Source organism: Sneathiella sedimenti (genome assembly GCF_017313765.1).
Lineage (GTDB): Bacteria > Pseudomonadota > Alphaproteobacteria > Sneathiellales > Sneathiellaceae > Sneathiella > Sneathiella sedimenti.
Genome location: NZ_JAFLNC010000001.1, coordinates 267,511 through 278,865 on the forward strand (window position 1 = coordinate 267,511; position 11,355 = coordinate 278,865).

General features: G+C 52.4%; 11 protein-coding genes. 6 read left to right on the plus strand and 5 right to left on the minus strand.

Annotation, left to right across the window (positions count from 1 at the left end; translation table 11 throughout):
* Positions 1 to 671 precede the first annotated feature (671 nt).
* Positions 672 to 1,145 carry a hypothetical protein gene (locus J0X12_RS01285; RefSeq protein ID WP_207041183.1) on the plus strand — a complete coding sequence of 158 codons (474 nt, stop codon included), beginning with the start codon at positions 672 to 674 and terminating at the stop codon, positions 1,143 to 1,145.
* Between the two features lie 27 nt (positions 1,146 to 1,172).
* Here J0X12_RS01285 and J0X12_RS01290 read toward each other — a convergent pair whose 3' ends face one another.
* A complete protein-coding gene (locus tag J0X12_RS01290) occupies positions 1,173 to 1,988 on the minus strand; it encodes a M23 family metallopeptidase (protein WP_207041185.1) in 816 nt (271 codons plus the stop codon).
* The gene (gene xseA, locus J0X12_RS01295; protein ID WP_207041187.1) at positions 1,985 to 3,424 is read right to left on the minus strand and encodes an exodeoxyribonuclease VII large subunit; all 1,440 of its coding nucleotides are present in this window, start codon (positions 3,422 to 3,424) and stop codon (positions 1,985 to 1,987) included. Before xseA ends, J0X12_RS01290 begins: the two co-directional genes overlap by 4 nt.
* A gap of 86 nt (positions 3,425 to 3,510) precedes the next feature.
* Between xseA and purD the strand changes: the two genes are divergently transcribed.
* The 4 genes from purD to dddP all read left to right on the plus strand — a co-directional run bounded on the left by purD (position 3,511) and on the right by dddP (position 8,414).
* The gene (purD, locus tag J0X12_RS01300; protein WP_207041188.1) at positions 3,511 to 4,797 is read left to right on the plus strand and encodes a phosphoribosylamine--glycine ligase; all 1,287 of its coding nucleotides are present in this window, start codon (positions 3,511 to 3,513) and stop codon (positions 4,795 to 4,797) included.
* Positions 4,798 to 4,812: 15 nt separating this feature from the next.
* A complete protein-coding gene (locus J0X12_RS01305; RefSeq protein ID WP_207041190.1) occupies positions 4,813 to 5,883 on the plus strand; it encodes a phosphotransferase family protein in 1,071 nt (356 codons plus the stop codon).
* Between the two features lie 50 nt (positions 5,884 to 5,933).
* Positions 5,934 to 6,977, plus strand: coding sequence for a phosphotransferase (locus J0X12_RS01310; RefSeq protein WP_207041192.1), 1,044 nt, complete (start codon positions 5,934 to 5,936; stop codon positions 6,975 to 6,977).
* Between the two features lie 108 nt (positions 6,978 to 7,085).
* Positions 7,086 to 8,414 (plus strand): dimethylsulfonioproprionate lyase DddP, encoded by a 1,329-nt coding sequence (gene dddP / locus J0X12_RS01315; RefSeq protein WP_207041194.1) that lies wholly within the window; start codon positions 7,086 to 7,088, stop codon positions 8,412 to 8,414.
* Here the strand turns inward: dddP and J0X12_RS01320 are convergent.
* The 3 genes from J0X12_RS01320 to J0X12_RS01330 all read right to left on the minus strand — a co-directional run bounded on the left by J0X12_RS01320 (position 8,411) and on the right by J0X12_RS01330 (position 10,522).
* Positions 8,411 to 8,641 carry a hypothetical protein gene (locus tag J0X12_RS01320; RefSeq protein ID WP_207041196.1) on the minus strand — a complete coding sequence of 77 codons (231 nt, stop codon included), beginning with the start codon at positions 8,639 to 8,641 and terminating at the stop codon, positions 8,411 to 8,413. The two genes, dddP and J0X12_RS01320, sit on opposite strands and share 4 nt — an antisense overlap.
* 154 nt (positions 8,642 to 8,795) lie before the next feature.
* Positions 8,796 to 9,998 carry an acyl-CoA dehydrogenase family protein gene (locus J0X12_RS01325; protein ID WP_207041198.1) on the minus strand — a complete coding sequence of 401 codons (1,203 nt, stop codon included), beginning with the start codon at positions 9,996 to 9,998 and terminating at the stop codon, positions 8,796 to 8,798.
* A gap of 65 nt (positions 9,999 to 10,063) precedes the next feature.
* Positions 10,064 to 10,522 (minus strand): nucleoside deaminase, encoded by a 459-nt coding sequence (locus J0X12_RS01330; RefSeq protein ID WP_207041200.1) that lies wholly within the window; start codon positions 10,520 to 10,522, stop codon positions 10,064 to 10,066.
* Between the two features lie 116 nt (positions 10,523 to 10,638).
* On the opposite strand from J0X12_RS01330, the gene J0X12_RS01335 reads away from it, so the two are divergent.
* Positions 10,639 to 11,352, plus strand: coding sequence for a gamma-glutamyl-gamma-aminobutyrate hydrolase family protein (locus J0X12_RS01335; RefSeq protein WP_207041202.1), 714 nt, complete (start codon positions 10,639 to 10,641; stop codon positions 11,350 to 11,352).
* The last annotated feature ends 3 nt before the right edge of the window (positions 11,353 to 11,355 follow it).

Consider the following 11,355-nt stretch of genomic DNA (forward strand, 5'->3'; position numbering starts at 1 on the left):
TCAGCGGCTGCAGCGATACCTGGCGAGGCGTTAAAGAAGATACGAGCAAGAATTTGGACAAAGCCGGTAATGTCGTCGTTAAAGCAGGCGAGAAGCTTAAGTCTGAATAATTGCATTTCTGGCGCAACCGCTGTTATAGACACACATGACATCCACTGTGAGGCCAATTAACCAGAACGTTGCGTACATTGGCTTTTTTGGCTGTTTATCCACCTGTAAATAGCGCGGTGAAACCGGATCATTGCCGACGTTGTTAATGTGGCGTTGGTCCAGAATTGGCATAACACTCAATCCGGCTGATTCGCGTAATGTTTTCAGTGCTACCGCACTGCAACAAAAATAGCCCTATTCAGGCCAAGTTAACCATAATAATTAACCATAACCGCCTGCAATTAGATCCAATTTTTTAGGATTTTATCTAGTTCCGGAAAACACGACACAATCTAGAAACCGTATAAGTCATTATTTTTATTATATTTTGACCAATTCTTGCCGCAGTTTGGCCGTCTTTTAGCCACATGGAACCTGATCCCACAAATATTGACGGGATAAGGCTCACTCCAATAGAATTCAGGTATCGCCGATTAATTGGCATTTGCGGGGCGATCTCTTTCATCAAAAGTAATGATTTCAAGTTCCCTGAGAGATATCGATCTCCAATTGAGGAAAAAATGAAATCGTGGATTAAAACTCTTTCCGGCGCGGCAGCGGGCATTCTTCTGTGTGCTTCTACTATTGAAGCCGCCTCGCTCCATGGCGATTACGGACAGGGGCAGGGACAAAGCCGTGCAGAATGGTTTTCTGAATTACAGCAACAGCAGAATACGGATAGTCCAGTTGCATTCGCGAGTGAAAAATTTCGGAATATTCCGCTGGGAAAGTCAGTCTCGCTAACTTTTGAAGAGGAGAAAGACGACTCGCTCAAACTGTTCTCGACAAGCTCAATCGGTGCCAGTGATCGACTTCAGAATAAATGGCTCGAGTTATTGTTTGGGGTTTATTCCCTGGATGTAGAAGAAGACGGCAGTTATGTCCCGATCTCCTCTCAATCAACATCCGCGATACCGCTGCCGGCGGGTTTCTTCCTCTTTTTCGGCGGCCTCGCGGGCCTCCTGCTTCTGGGCTGGCTAAGAAAACGCACCTGATACATTGAGGTAAGAGGCCGCCACACCCTAATTTTGCGGCATGCTCCCTAACAGCAGTTCCGGGTCAAGCCGTTCGTTAAACCAGTTAAGACGCCAATCCAGATGCGGGCCTGTCGCTCGCCCCGTTGCGCCAATTTCGCCAATCTTGTCTCCTTGCCGGACAAATTGTCCCGGCGTTACGTCAAGCCTACTCAAGTGGGAATAGACCGACACCAGCCCATAGCCATGATCAATCATGACAGTGCCGCCGGTGTAATAAAGATCCTTTTCCGCCATTTGAACCAGCCCGTCGGTCGAGGCAACGACCGCGGTGCCCTCTGGAGCCGCGATATCCAGACCGAAATGAGGCCGCTTCGGAATATCATTCAGAATACGCTGGCTCCCATAAACTCCACTCACACGGCCCACCGCCGGCCATTGCCAGCCGGATAGAAACCATTCCTCCTTCGTTTCTATGGACCGGATACGCGCGATTTCCGCATTTTCTTTCTTGATCCGCGCCAAAAATTCAGGACTCGGCGTGACCTTGGATGGTGGCAGGCCGTTTATACGCTCGATTTTATAGTCCCGCGTCGCAATATTTAGGAGATTCTCTTCTTCACTTCCATCCGGATAGCGGATCTTGAGGGTCGCTGTTGGCTTGAAATCCCGGCCAAAGCCAAACAGGAACCGGCCGGCCGGAGTGACCGTCACTGGCGTTTCATCAAAAAATACCACCGCATCTGGTTCCGTCACCCCTATGACAAGACCGCCTTGTATGAAGTTGCCTGTCATGCTGGTTCGATCAGCAAAGGCATTCACGGAAACACAAAGTGTAGCAATAAAAACAAACAAGAACTTCATAGAAGACTTCCCTGCTTGGGCTCGTCCAGTTTACCACGCGGCTTTTTGGGCGCCCTGCCCGGCGTCGAGCCCCCCTCCTCACCGGAGATTGTCGCCGCCGCCTTCCCGTCTGCAAACTCGACTTCAACGGTCCGCCCTGGCGTGGCGCCCTGCACTGTGGAAATCGGCTTGCCGACTTCATCCCAGACGATGCTGTATCCGCGCTTTAACACCCGTCGGAACGACAGGCTTTCCAGTAACCGTGCCGTGGCGCCAAGCCGATCTTCCGCGCGTTCGCGCTTTATGGTCATGCTCCGGGTCATCTGGCGATCGATCAGGAGCAGTTTTTCGCCATATTGCTTCAAGGAGCGTTCAAGGAGTTGTGGCCGTAATTTCGCCGCCGCAGCGCTATATTGTTGCCCTTTAAAATTCAGGTTACTCAAGACCGATTGCCGAAGACGGCTTTCCAGATGATCAAGATGCTGGACTTTTTCAGCAATAAGCGACGCGGGATCGCGCAGGCCCCTGGAGAGGCCGGCGAGCCGTTCACGCTTATCTGCTAGTGATCGGTTCAGGCTTCGCTTGATACGCCGTTCCTGATCCTCGACATATGCGATTAGCTCCGACCGCACAGGAACTGCAATCTCCGCCGCCGCTGTGGGTGTGGGCGCGCGCCTGTCGGAGGCGAAATCAATCAAAGTGGTATCCGTTTCATGACCGACCGCTGATATAAGCGGAATGACGCTTTCAGCGGCCGCGCGGACCACCTCCTCCTCGTTGAAGGCCCAGAGATCTTCAAGACTACCGCCACCTCGTGCAACGATCAGGAGATCCGGGCGCGGGATATCACCCTCCGCCGGAAGGGCGTTAAACCCCCTGATGGCGGCCGCTATCTGCCCTGCCGCTGTCTCGCCCTGCACCAGCACAGGCCAAAGCAAGACATGGGTCGGGAAACGATCGCGCAGCCGATGAAGAATGTCCCGTATAACCGCCCCGGTCGGGGAGGTGACCACTCCGATAACCCGGGGAAGATAGGGAATATCCTTTTTCCGCGATGGATCGAACAGCCCTTCCGCCGCAAGCTTTCTCTTACGCTCTTCCAGCAGGGCCATCAACGCGCCAACGCCTGCCGGCTCCATCGCCTCAATCACGATTTGATATTTGGATCGGCCGGGATAGGTCGTCAGCTTGCCGGTACAGATAACTTCAAGACCGTCTTCAGGACGGAAGCTAAGCTTGCTTGCAGTGCCCCGCCACATCACCCCGTCGAGCACAGCCTTGTCATCTTTAAGCGTCAGATAGACATGGCCGGACGCTGCCCGTTTCAGTCCTGAAATTTCCGCCCGAACACGGACATGACCATAAATATCCTCAACAGTCCGTTTGAGCGCCCCACTTAACTCCGAAACCGTATATTCATGGATATTGGAAGATCCTGGATTAAGATTATCTGACACGATTTTCCTTCAAGATTGTTTGGCCTGTCGTCACAGTATGCTACAAACTCTCCACTGTCGTTCAAAGGAAATTAGTTCGAAATATTATGAAAGTACTTGTAATTGGCTCCGGCGGCCGTGAACACGCGCTATGTTGGGCACTTAAGAAATCTCCCCTTGTCGAACGGCTATACTGCGCACCGGGCAATGGCGGTATTGAGGAGATCGCGGACTGCATCGATATCGGCGCTGAAGATATCGAAGGAATCGTTGATTTCAGCCGAAATGAGGCAATGGATTTTGTCGTTATCGGTCCTGAGGTCCCGCTTGTTCTCGGTCTTGCCGATAAGCTTGCGAATGCCGGGATAAAAAGTTTTGGTCCAAGCGCTGCCGCCGCTGCGCTGGAAGGGTCAAAAGGCTTTATGAAGGATCTCTGTCGCGAGAATAATATCCCGACAGCTGCCTATGAGCGATTTGACAATGCCGACGAAGCAAAGGCTTATGTCGCCAGGAACAGTCTTCCTATCGTGATTAAGGCTGATGGGCTCGCCGCAGGTAAGGGCGTCATAATTGCGACCACTTTGTCCGAGGCCAACGAAACGATTGATGACATTTTCGATGGGCTATTTGGCGGCGCGGGCGCCGAAATCGTGATCGAGGAATTTCTGGAAGGCGAAGAGGCAAGCTTTTTTGTACTGACCGACGGGGAGAATTTTCTCCCCCTTGCCACGGCGCAGGACCATAAAGCCGTCGGCGATGGCGATACTGGCCCGAACACCGGCGGCATGGGCGCCTATTCTCCCGCACCGGTCATGACGCCGGAAATGATCGACGCAACAATCGATAAGATTATCAAGCCGACCATTGCGGCCATGAAAAGTCGCGGTGCCCCATTTACCGGCGTTCTTTATGCCGGACTTATGATCACCAAAGACGGTCCGAAACTGATTGAGTATAATGTCCGTTTTGGCGACCCGGAATGTCAGGTGCTCTGCGCAAGGATGGATAGCGATCTATTGCCGGCCCTGATAGCGACATCCAACAAGGGGCTTGCCGACATAAAACTGCAGTGGCGGGACGAAACAGCCCTCGTCGTTGTAATGGCGGCAGACGGCTATCCGGGTTCGTATGAGAAGAATACAGCCATCAAAGGCCTGGATGAGGCTGCGGCGATCGACGACGTTCTTGTCTTCCATGCCGGGACCAAACGCGATGACGACACTGTTCTGGCGGCCGGCGGCCGCGTACTCGGAATCACCGGAATAGGAAAAACCGTTAAACATGCACAAAAAAACGCGTATAGTGGCGTCAACGCGATTGACTGGCCGCAAGGCTTTTGCCGTTCCGACATAGGATGGCGGGCAATTGAACGCGAAGAACAGGGTACAAAATAACAAGAAGGGGCATCAATGTCCGATGATTCAGCCCAATTTTCGGGAACAATGGAAGTAAGAGAGCGTCACAAGTTCGACGTTGCGGCATTAGAAAGCTATCTCAAAAAGAATATTGTTGGATTCACGGGACCGCTTAAGGTCTCGCAATTCAAAGGCGGGCAATCCAATCCCAGCTATATGCTTGAGACCCCGGATCGCAGATATGTGCTTCGGCGCAAGCCGCCCGGAAAACTTCTTCCCTCCGCACACGCGGTTGACCGTGAGTACCGGGTTCTGACGGCTCTTGCCAAAACTGATGTTCCTGTACCAAAAACCTATTGCCTTTGTGAAGACGAATCCGTTATCGGTACGATGTTCTACGTCATGGATTTTCTGAACGGGGATATTGAATGGGACCCCTCCTTGCCAGGATATTCAAAAGCGAACCGGGTTGCTGTTTTTGATAGCATGAACGCCGCCATGGCGGCATTGCATCAGGTTGATTATAAAGCCGTCGGCCTTGAAAGTTTTGGCAAGCCAACAGATTATCTCGCGCGCCAGATCAGCCGCTGGACGAAACAGTACCGTGCATCTGAAACTGAGTCCATCGAGGCAATGGACAACCTGATGGCCTGGCTTCCCGATAATATCCCACCCGGCGATGAAACCGCGATTGTTCACGGAGATTATCGCCTCGACAACACGGTTCTAGATAAAACATCCCATCGGGTTATGGGTATACTCGATTGGGAGCTGGCAACACTCGGCCATCCTATTGCGGATTTCTCCTATCACTGCATGACCTGGCGGTTGGAGCCGGAATTATTCCGGGGCCTGAACGGCCTGGACCTTCGGGCGCTTGGTATCCCGACAGAGGAGCAATATGTCCAGGCATATTGTGAACGAACCGGCCGTGACGGAATCGAACATTGGGATTTTTATGCTGCTTATAATATGTTTCGCCTCGCAGCAATCCTGCAGGGCATTGTCGGCCGGGTGAAAGACGGAACAGCGTCCAACAAGAACGCTGCAGATGTTGCGGTTCGTGTTAAACCGTTGGCACTACGCGGCTGGGAACAGGCCGAGAAAATTATCAAGGGCGTGTAATACCGCATCCTCTCCCAATAAAAAACAAGAATAGGCTAAAAGGGAAATTCATGAGCGACGGAGTAGAAATCATTCCTGTTCGGGAAATGCACAAGTTCAATGAAGGTGCGCTTTTCGACTACCTGACTGAAAATGTGGATGGCTTCAAGGGGCCACTGCAGATCAGCCAGTTCCAGGGCGGCCAGTCCAACCCGACATTCCTGCTGCATACGCCTGAACGGGATTATGTGATGCGGAAAAAACCGCCGGGAAACCTCCTCCCTTCTGCCCATGCGGTTGACCGGGAGTACAGGGTTATTTCTGCACTCCAGCAGACCGATGTTCCCGTCCCTCGCACCTTTTGCCTTTGTGAGGATGACAGCATTATCGGAACTGCCTTTTATATCATGGAGAAGGTGGACGGACGCATTATCCTGTCGCCCGAGATTCAGGGCTCAGAGCCGAGTATGCGGGCTGCAATCTACGATTCACTGAATGACGCTCTGGCCAAGCTGCACAATGTCGATATTGATGCAGTTGGACTTTCTGATTTCGGCAAGAAAGGGAACTATTTCGAGCGACAGATCGGCCGCTGGACGAAACAATATCGTGCCTCCCAAACCGACAATCTGGAGGCAATGGAGAACCTGATCAAATGGCTCCCGGAAAATTTGCCGGACAGCGATGACAGCACCATCGTCCACGGGGATTACCGGCTTGGAAATGTTATTGTGCATCCGACAAAGCCGGAAGTTGTCGCCGTCCTTGATTGGGAGCTTTCCACCATCGGGCATCCGCTCTCCGATCTCGCGTACAATTGCATGAATTATCACTATATGCATCCGCGCAACGGCGGACTTGTCGGGGTCGATTTCAAGGCCACAGGCATTCCGACAGAACAAGAATATATTGACGCGTACTGCAAACGCACTGGCCGGGCCGGGATTGACAACTGGGAATTTTACCTGGCTTTCTCCCTCTTCCGCACGGCCGCGATTGTTCAGGGTGTCTATAAGCGCGGACTAGACGGAAATGCCAGTTCAAAGGTCGGCGAGGAGTATGCGGTATTCACCAACATGCTCGCCACTCTCGGCTGGCAGAAGGTCGATAGCTAACTAAAATCTGTCGCAGACAAGTTTCTGAATATTAAAAAAATCTGATATCGTCGTTTCAGTTGCAAATTTTAATGCTTTCGGCGCCCGCGGGGCTTTGGAGGTCGGCAAATGAAACGCGATATCTTTTCTGGCCGCAAAATCTCGGCTGTTCCGTCTGCATCTGCCCGGAAACCAGACGGAACACCCGCAGGTAACGACCGTGTCGAGATTGGACCAACGCAGCTCGCATTCGACGAATGGACCGCCGCTGGCCTCAATATTCCCGATCTCGCAATTATGCGTAGCCAACGCCTGGATCGCCTTGTAAGGGCCCTTCAAGCAAGGGACTATGGCGGGATTCTGATGTATGATCCACTCAACATCCGTTTTGCCTCTGATACGACAAACATGCAGCTCTGGGCAGCCCACAACCCATTTCGCGCCTGCCTCGTCCTGGCGGATGGATATATGGTTATCTGGGATTTCGGCGACAGTGATCTGCTGACAGCCTTCAATCCGCTGGTCCGCGAGACAAGGTCCGGCGCCTCCTTCTTCTACTTTACAAGCGGTGATAAATCTGTAGAAAACGCGGAGCGGTTCGCAAGGCAGATCGATGACCTGATGCGGGAACACGCAGGTGGGAACCGCCGCCTCGCGGTCGACAAAATACAGATTCATGGCCTGCGCGCGCTCGAGGGGTTAGGGCTACAGGTTTTGGATGGCGAGGAGGTTACGGAAAAAACCCGCGCCATCAAGCAGTCGGAAGAAATCAAGGCCCTTCGCTGCGCTGTTCATGCCGCCGAAAAGTCAATTCATGAAATGCAGCAGTATACGGTGCCCGGCGTCACAGAAAACGATGTCTGGGCGATCCTGCATGCGGAGAATATAAAGCGTGGCGGTGAATGGATCGAAACCCGGCTGCTTGCGTCTGGCCCTCGCACAAATCCCTGGTTTCAGGAATGCGGTCCGCGGGTGATCGGTAATAACGAACTACTGGCCTTCGACACGGACCTTATCGGCTGCTTCGGCATGTGCGCGGATATTTCCCGCACATGGTTTGTCGGAGATGGAACACCGACGGCGGAGCAGAAGCGGCTCTACCAATATGCCTATGAGCATATTCAACAAAATATGGCACTTTTAACGCCGGGGAGGCCTTTTAAGGAGATTGTCTTTGGTGGACATCTACTGTCAGACGAATTCGTAAACTCCCGGTACTCCGTCAAAATGCATGGGGTCGGCCTGTGCGATGAATGGCCTCATATCGCGTATCCGGAAGATTATCATGAAGGTGCGTTCGACTACGAGCTGGTGCCGGGAATGTCGATATGCGTTGAGGCGTATATTGGCGCAGAAGGCGGCGCAGAAGGGGTAAAGCTGGAAGAGCAGGTGGTCATCACCGATGACGGCTATGAGAATATAACCCGATATTCTTTTGAGGATATCCTGCTCACCTAGTGATTTTCAGCATCTTCAATTCTGAGATTTGCCCAGCGCTTGAAACATTCTGTCGGTTCCATAACCAATCCTGCAGCGTCGCCAAGGCCGGAAACCGGCTGCAAGCCCGCATGGGCCGTCAGGTCCTGGGTCAGCCATTCACAGGGATCAAGGCTTTCATACCGATATAAAAATCCGGCGACAATCACGATAATGCCCAGCATTATCCAACCCAATAACTTGATCATTCAAGAGACCCAATATTACTTCGCTGTAAACAGGAACAAGCCTGTATATAGGAAAAGCGGAACTTCATGCTATTGAAAAATCTGCACAGGAGAAAAAGAAAGGCTTCCCCGAAGGGAAGCCTTTCAAACTAGCTGATTTCTGCAGAGTTCAAGATCAGTCGTATTTTTTGAGTTCCAACCGGCCGATCTGGTTGCGATGCACTTCATCAGGTCCGTCGGCAAGACGCAAGGTCCGTGAATGAGCATAAGCAAAGGCGAGACCGAAGTCATCACTCACGCCACCAGCTCCGTGTGCCTGGATCGCCCAGTCAATGATTTTGCCGGTAATATTCGGTGCAACGACCTTGATCATGGCAATTTCCGCCTTGGCTTCCTTGTTGCCAACCGTATCCATCATATAGGCTGCCTTCAGGGTAAGAAGCCGTGCTTGTTCGATCATCGCACGGGATTCCGCAATGCGTTCCAGAGTGACCGTTTGCTCGGCAATGGGTTTCCCGAAGGCAACACGTGACTTAACCCGCTTGCACATCTTCTCCAATGCCCGTTCGGCAACACCGATCTGGCGCATGCAATGGTGAATACGTCCCGGGCCAAGACGCCCCTGAGCGATTTCGAAGCCGCGGCCTTCGCCGAGCAGCATATGATCCGCCGGCACGCGAACATCCTTGAATTCCACTTCCGCATGGCCGTGTGGTGCATCATCATACCCAAAAACCGGCAGGAAGCGCTTTACATTAATGCCGGGCGTATCCATGGGCACGATAATCATTGACTGCTGCTTGTAACGCGACGCCGTCTTATCCGTTTTACCCATGAAAATCAGAACTTTACAACGCGGGTCATAGGCACCTGACGTCCACCACTTGGTACCGTTGATGACATATTCATCGCCGTCACGGGTAATTTCTGACTCGATATTTGTTGCGTCCGAAGAAGCAACGGCGGGTTCAGTCATGGCAAACGCTGAACGGATCTCCCCTTCAAGCAAGGGCTTCAACCAGCGTTCCTTCAGCTCTTCATTTGCATAGCGTTCGAACACCTCCATATTCCCGGTGTCCGGCGCCGAGCAGTTGAAAACTTCCGGAGCAAAGCTGACCCGCCCCATGATTTCACAGAGCGGCGCATATTCGAGATTGGTGAGGCCTGCACCACGGTCACTTTCTGGCAGAAACAGGTTCCAGAGCCCGGCTGCCTTGGCCTTTGCTTTCAGCTCTTCGACAATGGCCGTTGGCTGCCAGCGGTCTCCCTCATCCACCTGGTCATAAAATAACTGCTCATTGGGATAGACATGTTCATCCATAAAGGCCTGCACCCTCGCCTGCAGTTCCTTCACCTTGTCTGAATATTCGAAGATCATCCGCTGTTCCTTTTATTGTTATTCCGGTTTTTGTTATGATTAATTCTGACCCTATCTTTCATTATTTAGCGCCGCGTTTCAAAGAAATTTTTTAATAGGGTCGCTGATTCACATTCATGAATCCCGCCATATACTTCCGGCCGATGATGGCAGCTAGCTTGATCGAAGATACGGGCCCCGTATTCGACACCGCCTCCTTTCGGATCATAAGCGCCAAAATAGAGCCGTCTTATTCTTGCGAGAGAAATTGCTGCCGCGCACATCGGGCAGGGTTCAAGCGTAACATACATATCGCAGTCCACAAGCCTTTGACTGCCAATCATGTTGCCGGCCGCCCGAAGGGCCAGCATTTCCGCATGCGCAGTCGGATCACTCCTGCCAACCATCTGGTTTCCGCTGTTCGCTATGATACGCCCAGAGGCCGTATCCACAATGACCGCACCAACAGGTACCTCGCCGCGATGCGCGGCAATTTCTGCAGTACTGAGCGCCATTTCCATATAATCGACAATTTCATGATCCATATCGCAAGAGTCGCAATTCGTTTCGTCGCCGTCAAGCAATAGAAATTTAGAGATTTTGTTGGATGATATTTAAAGAGGTGAGTTGAGTTGTCGGCAAGAGAGGACTAAAAGGAAGCATGAGTATTCCTGTAATTGGCATAACCCTCGATTCAGAGGACCCCGGCGGCTATTCCAATATGCCCTGGTACGCGCTTCGGCAAAACTATGCAGATGTCGTAGTTGCCAGCGGCGGCCTGCCGCTTGCCCTCCCCCATGAGCCCGATCATGTCGAGGACTATGTCAAAAAGCTCGACGGGCTTGTCGTTACCGGCGGTGCGTTCGACGTTGACCCGAGCATGTTTGGCGCAACAACGCGACATGATACGGTCATTACAAAGGATCGGCGCACCTTGTTCGAGAAGAATATCACCGAGGCGATGCTGGCCGCGAACAAGCCGGTCCTCGGAATCTGCGGAGGGCAACAGTTGCTGCATGTAATATTGGGCGGAACGCTGATCCAGCATATCCCGGATGAAGTGGATAATCCCCTCGCCCATGAACAGCCTAACCCGCGCACTGAAGCTGGACATACTGTCAAAGTAACTCCCGGGACCTTGTTGCACCGTATTGTTGGCACTGACATTCTTGCGGTCAACAGCGCCCACCATCAGGCAGCAAAGGACATTAGCGAGAATATCATCGTCAATGCGCTTGCTGAAGACGGCGTAATCGAAGGGATTGAGGACAGTCGTTACCGCTTCTGCCTCGGGGTTCAGTGGCATCCTGAATATCTGATCTCAAATGGCGATCGGCAGATCATCGACGCCTTTGTCAACGCGTCTGCTGCCTGACCA

Coding starts and splice junctions, on each gene's coding strand:
- J0X12_RS01285 (WP_207041183.1), top strand. CDS start 672: ATGAAATCGTGGATTAAAACTCTTTCCGGCGCGGCAGCGGGCATTCTT.
- J0X12_RS01290 (WP_207041185.1), bottom strand. CDS start 1,988: ATGAAGTTCTTGTTTGTTTTTATTGCTACACTTTGTGTTTCCGTGAAT.
- purD (WP_207041188.1), top strand. CDS start 3,511: ATGAAAGTACTTGTAATTGGCTCCGGCGGCCGTGAACACGCGCTATGT.
- J0X12_RS01305 (WP_207041190.1), top strand. CDS start 4,813: ATGTCCGATGATTCAGCCCAATTTTCGGGAACAATGGAAGTAAGAGAG.
- J0X12_RS01310 (WP_207041192.1), top strand. CDS start 5,934: ATGAGCGACGGAGTAGAAATCATTCCTGTTCGGGAAATGCACAAGTTC.
- dddP (WP_207041194.1), top strand. CDS start 7,086: ATGAAACGCGATATCTTTTCTGGCCGCAAAATCTCGGCTGTTCCGTCT.
- J0X12_RS01320 (WP_207041196.1), bottom strand. CDS start 8,641: ATGATCAAGTTATTGGGTTGGATAATGCTGGGCATTATCGTGATTGTC.
- J0X12_RS01325 (WP_207041198.1), bottom strand. CDS start 9,998: ATGATCTTCGAATATTCAGACAAGGTGAAGGAACTGCAGGCGAGGGTG.
- J0X12_RS01330 (WP_207041200.1), bottom strand. CDS start 10,522: ATGGATCATGAAATTGTCGATTATATGGAAATGGCGCTCAGTACTGCA.
- J0X12_RS01335 (WP_207041202.1), top strand. CDS start 10,639: ATGAGTATTCCTGTAATTGGCATAACCCTCGATTCAGAGGACCCCGGC.